At 69.1% G+C, this 18385-nt stretch carries 17 protein-coding genes; 14 read left to right on the top strand and 3 right to left on the bottom strand.

Going from position 1 to position 18385, the window contains the following annotated elements; translation table 11 throughout:
• The first annotated feature begins 97 nt into the window (after positions 1-97).
• From FHR97_RS07605 to FHR97_RS07550, 12 genes are all read left to right on the top strand, one after another.
• Positions 98-961 carry a YicC/YloC family endoribonuclease gene (locus FHR97_RS07605; protein ID WP_183383175.1) on the top strand — a complete coding sequence of 288 codons (864 nt, stop codon included), beginning with the start codon at positions 98-100 and terminating at the stop codon, positions 959-961.
• A 7-nt stretch (positions 962-968) separates the two neighbouring features.
• Positions 969-2756: a transporter substrate-binding domain-containing protein gene (locus tag FHR97_RS07600; protein WP_183383173.1), complete on the top strand. Its 1788-nt coding sequence runs from the start codon at positions 969-971 to the stop codon at positions 2754-2756.
• Positions 2753-4186, top strand: a complete 1434-nt coding sequence (locus FHR97_RS07595) for a sigma-54-dependent transcriptional regulator (RefSeq protein WP_183383172.1) — start codon at positions 2753-2755, stop codon at positions 4184-4186. Before FHR97_RS07600 ends, FHR97_RS07595 begins: the two co-directional genes overlap by 4 nt.
• 336 nt (positions 4187-4522) lie before the next feature.
• Positions 4523-5989, top strand: a complete 1467-nt coding sequence (locus tag FHR97_RS07590) for an alanine/glycine:cation symporter family protein (RefSeq protein ID WP_183383170.1) — start codon at positions 4523-4525, stop codon at positions 5987-5989.
• A gap of 51 nt (positions 5990-6040) precedes the next feature.
• The gene (gene glsB / locus FHR97_RS07585; protein WP_183383169.1) at positions 6041-7033 is read left to right on the top strand and encodes a glutaminase B; all 993 of its coding nucleotides are present in this window, start codon (positions 6041-6043) and stop codon (positions 7031-7033) included.
• Between the two features lie 192 nt (positions 7034-7225).
• Positions 7226-8422, top strand: a complete 1197-nt coding sequence (locus FHR97_RS07580; protein ID WP_183383167.1) for an MFS transporter — start codon at positions 7226-7228, stop codon at positions 8420-8422.
• 78 nt (positions 8423-8500) lie between these two features.
• Positions 8501-9133, top strand: coding sequence for a guanylate kinase (gene gmk, locus FHR97_RS07575; RefSeq protein WP_183383166.1), 633 nt, complete (start codon positions 8501-8503; stop codon positions 9131-9133).
• Positions 9134-9218: 85 nt separating this feature from the next.
• The gene (gene rpoZ, locus FHR97_RS07570) at positions 9219-9482 is read left to right on the top strand and encodes a DNA-directed RNA polymerase subunit omega (protein WP_126482171.1); all 264 of its coding nucleotides are present in this window, start codon (positions 9219-9221) and stop codon (positions 9480-9482) included.
• Between the two features lie 66 nt (positions 9483-9548).
• Positions 9549-11681, top strand: coding sequence for a RelA/SpoT family protein (locus FHR97_RS07565; protein ID WP_183383165.1), 2133 nt, complete (start codon positions 9549-9551; stop codon positions 11679-11681).
• Positions 11682-11767: 86 nt separating this feature from the next.
• Positions 11768-12157, top strand: coding sequence for a RidA family protein (locus FHR97_RS07560; protein WP_183383163.1), 390 nt, complete (start codon positions 11768-11770; stop codon positions 12155-12157).
• A gap of 158 nt (positions 12158-12315) precedes the next feature.
• Entirely contained in the window at positions 12316-12873 is a 558-nt protein-coding gene (gene thpR, locus FHR97_RS07555; protein ID WP_246403831.1) for an RNA 2',3'-cyclic phosphodiesterase, read from the top strand.
• Entirely contained in the window at positions 12870-13376 is a 507-nt protein-coding gene (locus FHR97_RS07550) for an acyloxyacyl hydrolase (RefSeq protein WP_183383161.1), read from the top strand. Before thpR ends, FHR97_RS07550 begins: the two co-directional genes overlap by 4 nt.
• A gap of 30 nt (positions 13377-13406) precedes the next feature.
• Here FHR97_RS07550 and FHR97_RS07545 read toward each other — a convergent pair whose 3' ends face one another.
• Positions 13407-14279 (bottom strand): NAD-dependent epimerase/dehydratase family protein, encoded by an 873-nt coding sequence (locus FHR97_RS07545; RefSeq protein WP_183383160.1) that lies wholly within the window; start codon positions 14277-14279, stop codon positions 13407-13409.
• A 94-nt stretch (positions 14280-14373) separates the two neighbouring features.
• On the opposite strand from FHR97_RS07545, the gene FHR97_RS07540 reads away from it, so the two are divergent.
• Together FHR97_RS07540 and recG are read left to right on the top strand one after the other, a co-directional pair.
• Positions 14374-15294, top strand: coding sequence for a hydrogen peroxide-inducible genes activator (locus tag FHR97_RS07540; RefSeq protein WP_183383159.1), 921 nt, complete (start codon positions 14374-14376; stop codon positions 15292-15294).
• The gene (gene recG / locus FHR97_RS07535; protein WP_183383158.1) at positions 15291-17372 is read left to right on the top strand and encodes an ATP-dependent DNA helicase RecG; all 2082 of its coding nucleotides are present in this window, start codon (positions 15291-15293) and stop codon (positions 17370-17372) included. The genes FHR97_RS07540 and recG overlap by 4 nt, the downstream gene beginning before the upstream one ends.
• Positions 17373-17515: 143 nt before the next feature.
• On the opposite strand, the gene FHR97_RS07530 is transcribed toward recG, so the two are convergent.
• On the bottom strand, positions 17516-17872 hold the full coding sequence (locus FHR97_RS07530; RefSeq protein ID WP_183383157.1) for a hypothetical protein: 357 nt from the start codon (positions 17870-17872) through the stop codon (positions 17516-17518).
• Between the two features lie 91 nt (positions 17873-17963).
• Positions 17964-18239 (bottom strand): HU family DNA-binding protein, encoded by a 276-nt coding sequence (locus FHR97_RS07525; RefSeq protein WP_183383155.1) that lies wholly within the window; start codon positions 18237-18239, stop codon positions 17964-17966.
• Positions 18240-18385 lie beyond the last annotated feature (146 nt).

Raw genomic sequence — 18385 nt, 5'->3', positions numbered from 1 at the left:
AAGTCGGGGATGGATGGATTGGCCGCCATTCTACACGGTCTGCCGACAGAATCGTTTACACTGCCTGACCAATCGCCTGCGCATCAGGAGTCCCCCGATGGTCCACAGCATGACGGCCTTTTCGCGGCAGGACCGCGACGCCGACTGGGGCCGGCTGCAGTTGGAGCTGCGCTCGGTCAACCAGCGCTATCTCGAACCCCATTTCCGCCTGCCCGAGGCCCTTCGCGACCTGGAACCCGTCTTCCGCGACGCCCTGCGTGGTCGCCTGGCCCGGGGCAAGGTGGAGTGCCAGCTGCGCTTCGATCCCGCCGATGGCGACAACGGCCTGGCCGTCAACCGCCCGCGCCTGGAAGCCCTGGCCGCCGCCCTCGGCGAGGTTCGCCAGACCGTTCCCACGGCCGCCATGCCCGATGCCCTGGCGCTGCTCGACCACCCCGGCGTGCTGGAGACGCCGGGGCCGGACATGGAGGCCATCAAGGCCGAGGCCAGGACGCTGTTCGGCGCCGCCCTGGACGACCTGGTCGCCGGGCGCGCCCGGGAGGGCGAGCAGCTCGCCACCCTGATCCGCGAGCGTCTCGCGGCCATCCGCGTCCAGGTGGCCGAGGTCCGTCGGCTGTTGCCGGAGATCCTCGAGCGCCAGCGCAGCCAGCTGCTCGAGCGCCTCGAGGCCATGCGCACCGAGCTCGACCCCCAGCGACTGGAGGCCGAGCTGGTACTGCTGGCCCAGAAGGCCGACGTGGCCGAGGAGCTCGATCGCCTGGAGACCCATGTCCTCGAGGTGGAACGCCAGCTCAAGCAGAAGGGCCCGATCGGCCGGCGCCTGGACTTCCTGATGCAGGAGCTCAACCGCGAGGCCAATACCCTGTCGTCGAAATCGGTGGTCGCCGAGTCGACCCGCTGCGCCGTGGAGCTCAAGGTGCTGATCGAGCAGATGCGCGAGCAGATCCAGAACATCGAGTAGGACGCGCATGACCGTGACGTCGAGCGCATCTCCCTTCCCTGGCGTGCCCCGCCTGATGGCCTGGCTGGCGGCAATCCTGGTGCTCGCCGGCCTCGTCGCGGCGCCCGCGACCGGCTGGGGACAGCCGAGTGCCGGCGTGGCCCCCGACAACGCCGGCCGGGTAATCGTGATCGGCGGCGACCACTACCACCCGCCCTACGAGTTCCTCGACGAGGACGGTCGCCCCGCCGGCTACAACGTCGAGCTGACCCGGGCCATCGCCGAGGTGATGGGCATCGAGGTACGCATCGAACTGGGGCCCTGGAGCGAGATGCGCCGCCAGCTGGAGAACGGCGAGATCGACGTGCTGCAGGGCATGTCCTACTCCGAGTCCCGCGCCGAGCACTATGACTTCGCGCCCCCTCACGCCATCGTCCACCAGTCGATCTTCGCCCGCCGCGGCACGCCGCCCGTGGCACGCCTGGAGGAGTTGCGCGGCAAGGAGGTGATCGTGCAGCGCGGCGATATCATGCAGGATCTGCTGATCGAGCGAGAGGTGGGGGCCGAGCTGTTCCCCACCGACACGCATGCCGACGCGCTGCGCTCGCTGGCCGCCGGCCAGCACGACTACGCCCTGGTGGCCAATCTCCCGGCGCTGTACCTCAGCCGCGAGCTGGGGCTGACCAACCTGGTGCCGGTCGCCCGCCCCTTCTCGCTGCGCTACGGCTATGCGGTGAAGGAGGGCAATGCCGACGTGCTGGCCCAGTTCAGCGAGGGCCTGGCGATCCTCAAGAACACCGGCCGTCACCAGGCCATCTACGACAAGTGGCTGGGTCCGCTGGAGCAGGGGGAGGGCCTGCCGTGGAAGCGGCTCGGCCTGATCGGGGCCATCGCCTCGGCGCTGCTGCTGCTGATCCTGGGCGGCATCGTGATCTGGAACCGCCTGCTCAAGCGCGAGGTGGCGAGCCGAACCGAGGAACTGCGCCAACAGCAGCAGCAACTGATCCAGGCCGACAAGATGTCCTCGCTCGGCGTCCTGGTCTCCGGCGTCGCCCACGAGATCAACAACCCCAGCGGCCTGCTGCTGCTCAACCTGCCGGTGCTGGGGGAGGCCTACGACGATGCCCGCCCCATTCTCGAGGCGCACTATCGCCAGCACGGCGACTTCCCGCTCGGCGGGCTGCCCTACTCACGGATGCGCGACGAGATCCCCGCCATGCTCGACGAGATGCTGGAGGGCACCCAACGGATCAAGCGAATCGTCGGCGACCTCAAGGACTTCGCCCGGCAGGGCAGTGCCGATCTCGGCGAACGCCTCGACCTCAACGAGGTGGCGAGCACCGCCGTGCGCCTGGTCGACAACTCGATCCGCAAGGCCACCGACCGGTTCGAGACGCGCTACGCCGAGGCCCTGCCAGCCGTGCAGGGCAACGGCCAGCGCATCGAACAGGTGGTGATCAACCTGGTGCTGAACGCCTGCCAGGCCCTGGAGGGTCGCGACCAGGGCATCCGCCTGACGACCCGCCACCTTCCCGGTGACGGGACCGTGACCCTGGAGGTGCGCGACGAGGGGCGGGGCATCGCTCCCGAGGTGCTCTCCCGGCTGACCGACCCCTTCTTCACCACCCGGCGCGAGTGCGGCGGCACCGGCCTGGGGCTGTCGGTCTCCGCCGGCATCGTCCGCGAGCACCAGGGCCAGCTCGCCTTCGATTCCCGACCCGGCGAGGGCACCACCGTCACCCTGACGCTGCCCGCGGCCCCGGTACGCGACGACGTGCCGACGACCGACACCACCTGGACGCAAGCTGACCGATGAGCATGAACCTCTATCCCGCCTTCGGCCTCCTGCTGGTCGATGACGAACCCTCCTTCCTGCGCAGCCTGAGCATTACCCTGGAGCGCAGCGGCGGCATCAACCACCTCCACCGCTGCCAGGACAGCCGCGAGGTGATGGACATCCTGGCCCGGGAGAACATCGGCCTGGTGACCCTGGACCTCACCATGCCCCACCTGTCGGGCGAGGAGCTGCTGAGGCGCATCGTCGAGGAGCACCCCGACGTCGGGGTGATCGTGATCAGCGGCCTGAACCAGGTGGCGACCGCCGTCGAGTGCATCAAGCACGGCGCCTTCGATTACTTCGTCAAGACCGACGAGCAGGACCGGCTGATCGAGGGCATCAAGCGCGCCATCCGTCTGCAGGAGCTGCGCCAGGAGAATCTGGAGCTGCGTCGGCGCTTCCTCAACGACACCCTGGAACGTCCCGAGGCCTTCGCCGATAGCATCACCGACGACAAGGCCATGCGCTCGGTCTTCCAGTACCTCGAGTCGGTGGCGCCGAGCGGCCAGCCGCTGCTGATCGGTGGGGAGAGCGGGGTCGGCAAGGAACTGATCGCCCGGGCGGCCCATGCGCTGAGCGGCCGCCGCGGCCCGCTGGTCTGCGTCAACGCGGCGGGGCTCGACGACAATGTCTTCGCCGACACCCTGTTCGGCCACCAGCGCGGCGCCTTCACCGGTGCCGACCAGGCCCGCGCCGGCATGATCGAGCAGGCGGCGGACGGTACCCTCTTCCTCGACGAGATCGGCGACCTGAGTCCGGCCTCCCAGGTCAAGCTGCTGCGACTGCTGCAGGAAGGGGAGTACTACCCCCTGGGCAGCGACCGCCCCAAGCGGATGCGAGCCCGGATCGTGGTGGCCACCCACCATGACCTCGACGCGCGCCAGCGGGAGGGGACCTTCCGCAAGGACCTCTACTACCGGCTGCGCACCCACCAGGTCCAGATCCCACCGCTGCGTCGGCGCAAGGGGGACATCCCGCTGCTGCTGGACCACTTCCTCGCCGAGGCCGCCGACGACCTCGGCAAGTCCCGGCCGACCTATCCCCCCGAGCTGCCGGTGCTGCTGGCCAACTACGACTTCCCCGGCAACGTGCGGGAACTGCGCGCCATGGCCTATGACGCCATGAGCGTCCACCGTTCCCGGACGCTGTCCATGGAGGTGTTCAAGCGGGCCATCGACCCGACGCAGGCGCACCCGGCGCCAGCGGACAACAGCCCGGTCGAAGGCGCGGTGTTCACCCCGGACGCGCCCCTGCCGACGCTGCACGAGGTGGCCGACCTGCTGGTGCGCGAGGCCATGCGCCGGGCCGAGGGCAACCAGTCCATCGCCTCGCGCCTGCTGGGCATCTCCCAGCCGGCGCTGAGCAAGCGGCTGAAGAAGATGCGCGGGACGGGGCTGGAACCCCTATAACCTCCCCGGTGACATAACCCAGGTTATAGCCTTCTATGATTCCTTGAATTTCAGCTAATTACAAACGCCTTCATGGCTTGGCCCGCACCGAGGTTATACCCCTTCGCGGCCGCTCACCGCCACCCACATCACAAGAAATACCTTTAAATTCAGCCACCTAAATCATAACCACCCGACTGGCACGCGCCTTGCTCTGGAGTGGGTGGCTCCCCGGCGGGAGCCACCCCAATTCCAAGAGCAAGAGGTTCGACGACCGATGCCAACAACAACGAAGGCGGCCGCCCTGGCCGCGAGCACATCCCGCACCACCGAGAGCGCGCAGCCGGGAGGTGTCGGATGCTGGATCTGATCAATGACCTGCTGTGGGGCAAGGTGCTGATCGCCTTGCTGGTTGCCGTCGGGATCGGCTTCACGGTGGCCTCGCGCTGCGTCCAGTTCCGCTACTTCGGCCGCATGTTCCGCATCCTCGGCGCCAGCCAGGCCTTCAAGCGGGACCAGCACGGCCACCTGAGCTCCTTCCAGGCCCTGCTGCTGTCGGTGGCCGGTCGCGTCGGCGGCGGCAACATCGCCGGCGTGGCCGTGGCCATCACCCTCGGCGGCCCGGGGGCCGTGTTCTGGATGTGGGTGGTCGGCCTGATGGGCATGGCCACCAGCTTCCTCGAATGCACCCTGGCCCAGGCCTACAAGACCGCCGAGCCCGACGGCACCTTTCGCGGCGGCCCGGCGCGCTACATCGCCCGGGGGCTCGGCCGCCGCTGGACCTGGCTGGCCGGCCTCTACTCGGTGCTGCTGCTGCTGACCTTCGGCTTCGCCTTCACCGCCCTGCAGTCCTATGCCGTGGCCACCTCCTTCGGCGATGCCTTCGGCATCCCGGTCCACGTCACCGGCATCGGCCTCGCCGTGGTCGTCGGCCTGATCATCTTCGGCGGCGTCAAGCGCATCGCGCGGGTCACCGAGGTGCTGGTCCCGGTGATGGCGGGGGGCTACCTGCTGATCGCCCTGGTCGTGCTGGGCCTGAACGTCACCCGACTGCCCGACGTCATCGCGCTGATTGTCAACAGCGCCTTCGGCCTCGAGCCGGCCATCGGCGGCGGCATCGGCGCGGCGATCCTGATGGGAGTCAAGCGCGGCCTGTTCTCCAACGAGGCCGGCCTGGGCAGCGCGCCGAACGTCGCCGCCGTCGCCTATGTACCGCACCCGGTCAACCAGGGCATCGTCCAGGCGTTCTCGGTGTTCATCGACACCCTGATCATCTGTTCCGCCACCGCCTTCATCATCCTGCTCGGCGGGGCCTATGACCCGGCCGCCGGCGCCGGGATCGACGGCATTGCCCTGACCCAGGCCTCCCTGGCCGACCATGTGGGGGAGTGGGGCCGCAGCTTCGTCAGCATCGCGCTGCTGCTGTTCGGCTTCAGCACCATCCTCTACAACTACTACCTGGGCGAGAACAGCCTCGACTTCTTCAGCCACCGCAACCGCACGCTGTTCAATGCCTTCCGCCTCGCCATCATCGGCCTGTGCACCTGGGGGGCGACGACCGACCTGGGCACCATCTTCGCCTTCGCCGACACCACCATGGGCCTGCTGGCCCTGGCCAACCTCATCGCCCTGATCCTGCTGTTCAAGCCGGGGCTGCGCTTCATGCGCGACTTCGACGGCCAGATCCAGGACGGGGTGAAACAGCCGATCTTCGACGCCGCCAGGTTCGCCGACCTGAACGTGGTTCCGGCCGCCTGGGAGATCGAGCCCGAGGATCGCGAGCGGGCCCAGCGGGCCGCGGCGGCCGCACCGGCCTCCCGATGAACCGACCCGGGCCCGGCTCAACCGGGCCCTTTCGCCTGTCGAGGTCCCCGAATGACCACTCCTTCCCACGCCGCCCGCCCGCGGCCCGGCGGCTCGCCGGCGCTTCAGGCCTGGGTGGACGAGATCGCCGACCGCGCCAGGTCGCGGCTCGGCACGGGCCGGGTCGCCGACTATATCCCGGCCCTCGCGGACCAGGACCCCGAGCGGTTCGGACTCGCCGTCTGCACCAACGACGGGCAACTCTACACGGCCGGCGACGCCGAGATGCCCTTCTCGATCCAGAGCCTGTCGAAGGTGCTGCTGCTCAGCCTGGCGCTGCGCACCCACGGGGATGCCCTGTGGCAGCGCGTCGGCCTCAACCCCTCGGGCATGCCGTTCAACTCCCTGATGCAGCTGGAGACGGAGCGCGGCAAGCCCCGCAACCCCTTCATCAATGCCGGGGCCATCGTGGTCGCCGACCACCTGGTCGGCGCCTTCGCCACCCCGTCGAAGCACCTCCGGGACATCGCCAGGACGCTGTCCGGCAACGCTGGCATCCTGATCGACCGGCAGGTCCTGGCCTCGGAATGGCAGCATCGCGCCCGCAACGCCGCCGCCGCCTACCTGATGAAGGCCTTCGGCAACCTCGACAACGAGGTCGACGAGGTCCTGGAGGCCTATTTCGCCTGCTGTGCGCTGCGCATGAGCTGTGCCGACCTCGCCATTGCCCTGAACTACCTGGCGGCCGATGGCCGTGCGCTGACCACGGGCGAACGCTTCGTGCCGCCGGCCATGGCGCAGCGCATCAATGCCCTGATGTTCACCTCCGGGATGTACGATGCCGCGGGCGACTTCGCCTATCGCGTGGGACTCCCGGCCAAGAGCGGCGTGGGTGGCGGCATCGTCGCCATCGTCCCCGGCCGGCTGTCGATCTGCGCCTGGTCGCCGGCGCTCGACGCCAGCGGCAACTCGGTGGCCGCCCAGTACGCCCTGGAACGGATCAGCGAGGGGCTCGGTCGCTGGTCCCAGGAGGCCGGCCGGCTCGCCCCGGCATCGGTGTCTTGAACCGTCCCCCACCATGACATTGCCTTTCCGATCGGTGGGGCAACTCTCACGGCAATGTAGTTATATTACATAACAAAACGCATGACTCCTCGCAGAAAGGGCGGAAATTCCTTATCCTTTTGTCTTAAAGTTTAAGTCATTTTCCTCGCTCCCGAGCCCCATGGGGAGCGCCTGTCCAGGGGAGGAGCCGCCATGGCGTCCGCCACACCCAGCGCCGCGGCGCGCAACCCCCGCCTGGCCGAGCTCGCCTTGGCCCTGGGCGGCTTCGGCATCGGCACCAGCGAGTTCGTGATCATGGGCCTGCTGGAGCGGGTCGCCGGCGATCTCCAGGTCGCCGCCGCCGATGTCGGCTACGCCATCTCCAGCTATGCGCTGGGCGTGGTGGTCGGCGCCCCGCTGATCTCGGCCCTGGCCGCCCGGGTGCCGCGCCGCGCCCTGCTCATCGCGCTGATGCTGGTCTTCGCCGTCGGCAACATCGCCAGCGCCCTGGCCACCTCGTTCTGGCCCTTCGTCGGCCTGCGTTTCCTCGCCGGCCTGCCCCATGGCGCCTACTTCGGCGTCGCCGCCCTGGTGGCGGCGGCCGCGGTCCCCATCGAGCAGCGCGCCCGGGCGGTGAGCCGGGTGATGCTGGGCCTGACCAGCGCCATCCTGGTCGGGGCCCCGCTCGCCACCTGGGCCGGCCAGTGGCTGGGTTGGCAGAGCGCCTTCCTCGGCGTGGGCGCGATCGCCCTGACCACCGCCGTGCTGATCCGCCTCTGGGTCCCCAGCCAACCCCACAACCCGGACGCCAGCCCCCGGCGGGAGCTCTCGGCGCTGGTCAAGCAACGGGTGCTGTTCACCCTCGGGGTGGCCAGTATCGGCTTCGGCGGCATGTTCGCGGTGTTCAGCTATGTGGTCCCCACCCTCTCGACCCAGGCCGGCATGGCCGAGTCGGTGGGCCCCTGGGTGCTGGCGATCTTCGGTGTCGGCACCATCCTCGGCAACCTGATCGGCGCGCGCCTCGCCGACAAGAACCTGCTCAAGGCGATCCCGCGCATCCTGCTGTGGTGTCTACTGGTGCAGGGCGGCTTCTTCTTCGCCGCCGACCATTTGATCAGCGGGCTGCTGTTCGTCGGCCTGGTGGGGACCAGCATGGCCCTGGGGCCGGCGCTGCAGACGCGACTGATGGACGTCGCCGGCGACGCCCAGACCATGGCCGCCTCGATGAACCATGCCGCCTTCAACTGCGCCAACGCCCTGGGCGCCTGGCTGGCGGCGGTGGTGATCAAGGGCGGCGCGCCCTGGTCATCGAGTGGTCTGGTCGGCGCCGTGCTGGCCCTCGGCGGGCTGCTGATGTTCTTCACCGGACGCTATCGGGAGCGTCGCCGAGCGACGCTGGCCGTGGCCTGACGGCGGGTGCTGGGGCGACGCCGCCAAGTGTGCGATACTTCGCGCCTTCCCGCAGCCGTCAACTCCGCAGGATCCACCATGCCCCAAGGTACGCTCTTCATCGTCTCCGCTCCCTCCGGCGCCGGCAAGACCAGCCTGGTGCGCGAGCTGATCGAAAGCCTCGACGGCATCCAGGTCTCGGTGTCGCACACCACCCGGCCGCGCCGCGACGGCGAGGTCGACGGCGTGAACTACCACTTCGTCGACAAGGCGGCCTTCGAGTCGCTGATCGAGCGGGGGGAGTTCTTCGAGCACGCCCGGGTGTTCGACAACTACTACGGCACCTCGCGCCGGGCGGTGCAGGCCCTGCTCGCCGCCGGCCAGGACGTGATCCTCGAGATCGACTGGCAGGGCGCCCGCCAGGTCCGCGCGCAACTGCCCGACGCGGTGTCGATCTTCATCCTGCCGCCCTCCCGGGAGGAACTGGAGCATCGCCTGGCCGGCCGCGGCACCGACGAGCATGCGGTGATCGCCGAGCGCATGCGCGAGGCGGTCAGCGAGATGTCCCATCACGACGAGTACGACTACCTGGTGATCAACGACGACTTCACCACCGCCCTGCGCGAGCTGCAGTCCCTGGTCATCGCCCGCCGCCTGACCCTCGAGCGCGTCCAGGCGCGCCACGGGCCGCTGCTGGCGGCGCTCTTGTCAGGGGAGCCGGGGGTCGAGTAATCTATCCCATCTATTCATTGGTGGAATCCCCGGGGCGCAGTGACGTCGGCCGGGGCTTCGCCCGTCAGCATTCAGGAAGGCCTCCATGGCGCGAGTCACCGTCGAAGATTGTCTGGAAAACGTCGAAAACCGCTTCAAGCTGGTGATGATCTCCACCCAGCGTGCCCGTCAGCTGGCCCGCGGTTCCCGCGATGCCCTGCTGCCCTGGGAAAACGACAAGCCCACCGTCATGGCGCTGCGCGAGATCGCCGAGGGCCTGGTCGATTCCAGCGTGCTGGATGAACCCGTCGAGGCCGCGCCGATCCGCCCCCGCCCCGAGGCCGAGCCGGGCATCCCCGCCGAGGAGTGATCCGCCCCACCGGAGTCCCGCCGATGCCTCCCCCAGGGCCATCACGAAACCTTCAGGGCGCGCCGCATGTTCACCATCGATGACCTGGCCGACCGTCTCGGCGGCTACCTTCCCCAGGACGAGATCCAGCAGGTCAAGCGTGCCTTCTACTACGCCGAGCAGGCTCACGACGGCCAGCGCCGGCGTTCCGGCGAGCCCTACGTCACCCACCCCCTGGCGGTGGCGAACATCCTCGCCAACATGCACATGGACCACCAGAGCCTGATGGCGGCCATGCTGCACGACGTGATCGAGGATACCGGGGTGGCCAAGGAGGCCCTCGGCGAGCAGTTCGGCAAGCCGGTGGCCGAGCTGGTCGACGGCGTCTCCAAGCTGACCCAGATCACCTTCGAGGACAAGGCCGTCGCCCAGGCCGAGAACTTCCAGAAGATGGTCCTGGCGATGTCCCGGGACATCCGGGTGATCATCGTCAAGCTGGCCGACCGGCTGCACAACATGCGCACCCTGGGTGCCCTGCGCCCGGAGAAGAAGCGTCGCATCGCCCGCGAGACCCTGGAGATCTACGCCCGGATCGCCAGCCGGCTGGGCATCAACACCATCCGCGTCGAACTCGAGGACCTGTCCTTCCAGGCCCTGCACCCGATGCGCGCCGAGCGCATCAAGCGCGCCGTGGCCAGCGCCCGGGGACATCGCCGCTCGACCATCCGCCAGGTCCAGAACAGCCTGCAGAAGAGCCTCGACGACGAGGGCCTGAACGGCTCGGTGGTGGGCCGCCAGAAGCATCTGCTGTCGATCTACCGCAAGATGCGCGACCAGCGGAAGTCCTTCGCCGAGATCATGGATGTCTTCGGCTTTCGCATCATCACCGAGGACGTCGACAGCTGCTACCGCATCCTCGGGGTGGTCCACAACCTGTACAAGCCGGTCCCGGGCCGCTTCAAGGACTATATCGCCATTCCCAAGGCCAACGGCTACCAGAGCCTGCACACCACCCTGTTCGGCAGCGGCGGCATGCCCATCGAGGTGCAGATCCGCACCCGCGAGATGGAGGCCATGGCCAACAACGGCATCGCCGCCCACTGGCTCTACAAGGCCGGCCAGACCGAGCACCCCATCGCCGAGGGCAGCCACGCCCGGGCCCGGGCCTGGGTCAAGGGCCTGCTGGAGATGCAGCGCCACGCCGGGGACTCGCTGGAGTTCATCGAGCACGTCAAGAACGACCTCTTCCCCGACGACATCTACGTCTTCACGCCCAAGGGCGACATCATGGAGTTGCCCCAGGGCGCCACGGTGATCGACTTCGCCTACAGCGTGCACACCGATATCGGCAACAGCTGCATCGCCTGTCGCATCGACCGTCACCTGGCCCCCCTCTCCACTCGCCTGCAGAGCGGCCAGACCCTGGAGATCATCACCGCCCCGGGGGCCCGGCCCAACCTGGCCTGGCTCAACGTGGTGGTCACCGCCAAGGCGCGCTCGGCGATCCGTCATGCCCTCAAGCACCAGCAGCACACCGAGGCCGTCCAGCTGGGCCGCCGGCTGCTCAATAAGGCCCTCGCCGAGTTCGAGACCAGCCTCGAGGAGCTGCCGGCGAAACCGCTGGACGTGCTGCTCGACGAACTCGAGCTCAAGAGCGAGGATGCCCTGCTGGAGTCCATCGGGCTCGGCACCCGAGTCGCTCATGTGGTGTCGCGCCGGCTGGTCGACCTCCAGCATGGCGAGCCGGTGCCGTCCCGCAGCGAGCGCCAGGCCCAGGGCCCCATCCTGATCAGCGGCGCCGAGGGCATGGTGATCAAGTTCGCCCGCTGCTGCCATCCGCTGCCCGGCGACCCGGTCATCGGCCACCTCTCGGCCGGCAAGGGCATCGTGGTGCACCGGGACGAGTGCCGCAACTTGGCCGAACTCAAGAGCGACCCGGACAAGCTGTTCGCCCTGGAGTGGTCCGACCAGGCCGACGAGGACTTCCCCGTGCCGCTGCGCCTGGAGATCGAGAGCCGCCGCGGCCTGGTCGCCGAGCTGGCAAGCCTGGTCACCGATGCCGACGCCAACATCGAGCGCATCGGCATCGAGGAGCGCGACGCCCGGCTGTCGATCGTCAACCTGACCCTGGCCGTGCGCAATCGCGTACACCTGGCCCGCATCATCAAGCGCCTGCGCAACCTGTCGCATGTCGGCAGGATCACTCGCCTGGGCAATTGAAGCATCCCGACCCCGCCCGTCGCGGTCGCGGCGGGCGGGGTCTGTCATTGGCTGCACCTCACCGCAAACAACACACGGAGCACACCATGAGCAACAAGGCCGTCATCAACACCGACCAGGCACCCGCCGCCATCGGCCCCTACTCCCAGGCCATCAAGGCCGGCAATACCGTCTACCTGTCCGGCCAGATCCCGCTGGACCCGGCGACCATGGAGCTCGTCTCCGACGACTTCGAGGCCCAGGCCCACCAGGTGTTCACCAACCTGAAGGCGGTCTGCGAGGAGGCCGCCGGCACCCTGCAGGACGTGGTCAAGCTCAACCTCTACCTGGTGGACCTGGACAAGTTCGCCATCGTCAACCAGGTGATGGAGGAGTTCTTCCAGGCGCCCTATCCCGCCCGTGCCGCCGTCGGCGTCAAGGCGCTGCCCAAGGGCAGCCAGGTGGAGGCGGAAGCCGTGCTGGTCATTGGCGACTGATATCTCCTTCCCAAGCCCGGCCGGGCAGGAGGCACCGGCCGGCGACAAGCTTTCGCGAGGGCGCTGTGAACCCGTCCCTGGGCGCTTCCGACGCCATCCATGGCGTAGGACCCTCGCTGCACCTTGCCGCCGGCCCCATAGCTTTTGAGGATTTGGGCATGCTGTCTGACGGACAAGGCATCGATTCCATGCGCCTCTTCCTGGCCCTGGTGCCGCCGCCGGCCCTGCGCCGGCGGCTCGGCGAGCTCGCCGAGCGGGCCCAGGCCCGCTGCGGCGGGCGACGCATGCCCGATGACAGCCTGCACCTGACGCTGGCCTTCCTCGGCGAGCAGCCGGAGCCCCGGGCCACGGCGATCGGCGACTGGTTGGCGCGCTTCTCGATCCTGCCGGGGAGCTGGCGGCTGGATGCCTGGGGTCGCTTCCACCGCCCGGGGATCGTCTGGGTCGGCGGGGCCGAGGGGGAAGCGGCCCTGAGAGACCTGCAGCGCCAACTCTGGGACGGCCTCGAGGCGATGGGCATCACCGGACGGCCCGACCGCTTCGCCCCGCACATCACCCTGCTGCGCCAGGCCCGGCGGCCGCTCGGCCCCGATCTGCCGCGCATCGCCATGACATGGGACTATACTCGGGTAGAGCTAATACAGTCGGTCGTAACGCAACAGGGAAGCCACTATCGGCCCCTCGCGCGGACCGCCCCGCCCGAGGAGATGCCATGACGCGCCGGCTCCCCCGCTTCGCGACCACCGCCGCCCTCGCCGCCTGTCTCGGCATCCCGCCGGCCGGCGCCGCCCCCAGCCTCGAACTCGGCACCACCAGCGAGGGCACCCCGTCGCTGAGCGTGAACCTCGACTGGATGCATGACCTGAGCCAGTGGCATCCGGCCCTGGGCCTGCGCCTGGCCACCGGGCTGCTGTGGCTGCCCGGCGACCATCGGCAGGACAACCTCGCCTGGCGACTGACCCCGGCCCTGCGCTATAGCTGTGCTGGCGGCCGGGCCTACATCGAGGTCGGGGTGGGGGGTGCGCTGTTCGTCGAGACGCGGCTCGAGGACCGGGACCTGTCCACCTCCTTCCAGTTCGAGGACCGAGTGGCGGCCGGAATCCGGCTCGGTCAGGGCGGTGAGCTGGGCGTCAGCGCCAGCCACTACTCCAACGCCGGTCTCGACCTGCCCAACAACGGCTTCGAGGTCTACTCGCTAAGCTACCGCCAGTCACTCTGACCACGTCCCCCGCCGCCATCACGGTGCGGATCAGGTGGTCGGCTGCAGAAAGCCGCCCTCGCGCAGCACCTGGGCGTAGCCCTCGCGAAAACTGGGGTAGCGGAAGCGATAGCCGCTCTCGAGCAGGCGGGCATTGTCGCAGCGCTTGCTGGCCCGGCGGCGCAGCGGCGACTGGATGGTCTCGGTGGCCTCGACCTTGAGTTGCCTGGCCAGCCAGGTCATCACCTCGTGGAGCGGCGTGGGCTCGCAGTCGCTGGCCAGGTAGAGCTCATGGAGCGACTCGCCGGCCAGCGCCCGGCCGATCAGGTGGGCCAGCACGCCGGCGCAGTCATCGCGATGGATGCGGTTGGAGTACATGGCCGGGGTGGCCGCGGCGATGCGTCCCTCGCCGACCTGGCGAATCAGCCGGTCGCGGCCGGGGCCGTAGATGCCCGAGAAGCGCACCACGGTGCCCGGCAAGGCGTGCTCGATCAGCGCCTGCTCGGCCTCGCGCATCAGCTGGCCCGAGAAGCCGGCGGAGTCGGCGGGGCTGGTCTCGTCCACGACCTCGCCGTCCTGCTGGGCATAGACGCTGGTGGAGGAGACGAAGAAGACATGCTTCGGCGCCTGGCGGCGGCCGGCATACTCCGCCAGCACCGCCTTGAGGCCATCCGGGTAGGCCGCCCGATAGGCGTCCTCATCGAAGTGGTCCGCACTGACCACGTAGACCAGCAGGTCGGCATCCGGCAACTCGGCGAGCGCCGCAGGATCGCCCAGATCCGCGGCGCGGCCCTCGATGCCGGTGTCGGCCAGCTTGCCGGCATGGCGCCGCACGCCGACGACGCGATGGCCGGCCGCCAGCAGCTCGCGGCCCAGCGTCGTTCCGATATCACCACAGCCCAGAATCAGCGTCGTGTTCTTCACCTTTCCTTCGCCCCCTGATAAAAAGTCCCTATCGTATGAGGGTGCCCTTATCGTGGGGCCCGTGACGCACAAGAGAGGATGCCCCGGCACCAAGATGACTCTAACAGAACTCCGCTACATCGTAACCCTGGCCCAGGAGCGCCATTTCGGCCGCGCCGCCGAGCGGTGCTTCGTGTCCCAGCCCACCCTCTCGGTGGCGGTGAAGAAGCTCGAGGAGGAGCTGGGGGTGGCGCTGTTCGAGCGCTCCAAGTCCACCGTCCAGGTCACGCCGCTGGGCGAGAAGATCGTCGAGCAGGCTCAGCGCGTGCTGGAACAGAGCAGCGTGATCAAGGAGCTGGCCACCGCCGGACGTGACCAGCTGGCGAGCCCGCTGCGTATCGGCGCCATCTACACCATCGGCCCCTACCTGTTTCCCCACCTGGTGCCGGAGCTCACCCGGGGGGCGCCCCAGATGCCGCTGTATATCGAAGAGGGCTTCACCGGCGACCTGCGGCGCAAGCTGCGCAGCGGCGAGCTCGACGCCATCATCGTGGCACTGCCCTTCACCGAGACCGATGTGGTGACCAAGCCGCTCTACGAGGAGGCCTTCGAGGTGCTGGTGCCGGCCGACCACCCCTGGGCCAGCCGCAAGAGCATCGACAAGGAGAACCTCCTCGAGGAGCGCCTGCTGCTGCTCGGCGAGGGGCACTGCTTTCGCGACCAGATCCTCGAGGCCTGCCCGGCCATCAGCCACAAGCTCAACAGCCCCCACAACACCCTCACCGCCGAGGGCGGTTCGCTGGAGACGATCCGCCACATGGTGGCCTCGCGCCTCGGCATCACCGTGCTGCCGCGTTCGGCCATCGGCACCGGTCACTACGAGAGCGGCCTGCTGGTCAGCCGTCCCTTCTCCGCGCCGGCCCCCGCGCGGACCGTGGCCATCGCCTGGCGCGCGAGCTTCCCCCGTCCCCAGGCCATCGATGCGGTGACCGAGGCCATCCAGCGCTGTCGCGCCGCCGAGCCGTCCCCGGCATGAGTGGCCTCGACGCCCCCGTCACGGACCTCAAGGGCGTCGGCGAGGCGCTGGCCCTGAAACTGTCCCGGCTGCGCATCGAGACCGTGACCGACCTGCTGTTCCATCTTCCGCTGCGCTACCAGGACCGCACCCATGTCACGCCCATCGCCACCCTGCGCGCCGGTGGCGAGGCCGTGGTGGAGGGCGAGGTGATGGCCGCCGAGGTGGTGCGCGGCCGGCGACGCAGCCTGCTGGTGCGCCTGCGCGACGGCTCCGGCATCCTCAGCCTGCGCTTCTTCCACTTCTCGCCGGCCCAGCAGCAGCAGTTCCGCCCCGGGGGACGGGTGCGCGCCTTCGGAGAGGCCCGGGCCGGCGCCACCGGGCTCGAGCTCTATCACCCGGAATATCGGTTGCTGGGCGAGGGGGCGCCACCGGTGGAGGATCACCTGACCCCCATCTACCCGACCACCGAGGGCCTGCACCAGACCCGGCTGAGGGCCCTGATCGACCAGGCCCTGGCGCGGCTGGACGCCGCCCCCGAGGCCCTGCCGGAATGGCTGCCCGAGGCACTGCGCCAGCGCTTCGCCCTGCCCGAGCTCCATCACTGCCTGAGCGTGCTGCACCATCCCCCGCCGGAGGTCGACCCCGGGATCCTCGCCGAGGGCCACCACCCCGCCACCCGGCGCCTGGCCCTGGAGGAGCTGCTGGCTCACCAGCTGAGCCTGCGGGAGGTGCGCCTGCGCATCCAGGAAGACGGCGCCCCGCCGCTGCCCGATGGACGCGGGCTGCAGGCCCGCTTCCTCACCCAGTTGCCCTTCTCGCTGACCGCCGCCCAGCGTCGGGTGCTCGACGAGATCCGCGCCGACCTCGCCGGCGAGATGCCCATGCTGCGCCTCGTGCAGGGCGACGTCGGCTCGGGCAAGACGGTGGTGGCCGCCATGGCGGCGCTGTCGGCCATCGCCGGCGGCTGCCAGGCGGCCATGATGGCGCCCACCGAACTCCTCGCCGAACAGCACTACCGCGCCTTCCAGCGCTGGTTCGCGCCGCTCGGCATCGAGGTGGCCTGGCTGGCCGGCAAGCTCAAGGGCAAAGCCCGGCTGGATACCAAGGCGGCGATCCTCGACGGTCGGGCGCAGATGGTGGTGGGGACCCATGCGCTGTTCCAGGGCGACGTGCACTTCCAGCGCCTCGGCCTGGCGATCATCGACGAGCAGCACCGCTTCGGCGTCCACCAGCGCCTGGCGCTGCGCGAGAAGGGCGAGGCCGGCGGCCTGACCCCTCATCAGCTGGTGATGACCGCCACCCCCATCCCGCGCACCCTGGCGATGAGCGCCTATGCGGACCTGGACGTCTCGGTCATCGACGAGCTGCCCCCCGGCCGCACCCCGGTGACCACGGCGGTGGTGCCCGACGAGCGCCGCCCCGAGGTGGTGGCCCGGATCCGCCATGCCTGTGCCGAGGGTCGCCAGGCCTATTGGGTGTGCACCCTGATCGAGGAGTCCGAGGCCCTGCAGTGCCAGGCGGCGGAGGCCACCCGCGACGAGCTGGGGGAGGCCCTCCCCGAGCTCGCCATCGGCCTGGTCCATGGCCGCATGAAGGCCGCCGAGAAGGCCGAGGTCATGGACGCCTTCAAGGCCGGCGAGCTGGACCTGCTGGTGGCCACCACGGTGATCGAGGTCGGCGTCGATGTCCCCAACGCCAGCCTGATGATCATCGAGAACCCCGAGCGCCTCGGCCTGTCGCAGCTGCACCAACTGCGGGGCCGGGTCGGCCGCGGCGCCACCGCGAGCTTCTGCGTGCTGCTCTACCATCCACCCCTGTCGGATCACTCGCGGCGCCGACTGACCGTGATGCGCGAGACCACGGACGGCTTTCGCATCGCCGAGCAGGACCTGGCGATCCGTGGCCCCGGCGAGGTGCTGGGCACCCGCCAGACGGGACTGGCCGCCATGAAGATCGCCGACCTGGAGCGCGATGCCGACCTGCTGCCCTCGGTCTCGCCGCTGGCCGAGGCGCTGCTGGCCAGCCGGCCGGAGGCTAGCCGCCCGCTGATCCGCCGCTGGCTGGGCGAGGAAGCGGGACGTTACGGGCAGGTCTGACAGCTGGAAGCTGGAAGCTGGAAGCTGGAAGCTGGAAGCTGGAAGCTGGAAGCTGGAACACAGGCTCATCCTACGCACGGCGCGATCAAGCCTTTTCTTCAAGCTTCCAGCCGCGAAGCGGCGATCTTCAAGCTTCAAGCTTTCTAAAGGTGCTTGAGCAGGCTCTGCAGCTTCTGCAGGTCGCCGGTATCGCCGACCAGGCGCACCTTGCCGGCCATCATGCCGTCGAGGAAGGCCTTCTGGGTGGGTTTCCCGAGCACCCGCACGGCCGCGCCGGTGTCCTCGAAGCGCAGCTCCAGATCGAGATCCACCGGCAGGCCAGGTCCCGTCTCGATGCCACCGGGCGACATGCGGTAGTAGCGGGCGATGGCCAGGTCCTCCGTGGCGATTCCCCAGTCGAGGCTGCGCATCTCGGCCAGTCGGTCACGGAACCGCGCCTTGCGGCGCAGTGCCCGCTTGAGCAGCACGCCCAGTACCCACAGCATCAATCGCAGCTTCATCGGCGCCCATCCGGGAAAGGTCATCAGGAGGAAAGCGGGCAGAACGTCCGCGGCCCGCCATGGGGCGGGCCGCAGGCGGGGTCAGCAGGCCTTACTGGGCGACAGCATCCTTGAGGCCCTTGCCCGGCTTGAAGGCCACGGTCTTGCTGGCCGGGATGGTCAGCGGCTTACCGGTCTGGGGGTTCTTGCCGGTGCGAGCGGCCCGCTCGCGCACGGTGAAGGTACCGAAGCCGATCAGCGAGACATCCTTGCCATCGGAGACACTGCCCGTGATCTCGTCGAGGATGACATTCAGAACCTGGCTGGCCTTGTCCTTGGATAGATCGGCACGCTCGGCGATCGCCGCGGCGAGTTCTGGTTTGCGCATACAGCCCTCCTGGTTTCGATGAGCTACCGGTGATCCCACCGGCTCGTTGTTCTTCACGGAACATCCGTGACTGCCTCCCTCGCATGCGGCCTGGGGAGCGACATGCGAATGACGCCACTGTGCAACGGGATCTCTGGCGACCCGGC

Origin of the sequence: Halomonas stenophila (genome assembly GCF_014192275.1) — a bacterium.
Lineage (GTDB): Bacteria > Pseudomonadota > Gammaproteobacteria > Pseudomonadales > Halomonadaceae > Halomonas > Halomonas stenophila.
Note: the sequence above shows the minus strand (reverse complement) of the source record. Positions and strands in the feature narration are given on the sequence as shown.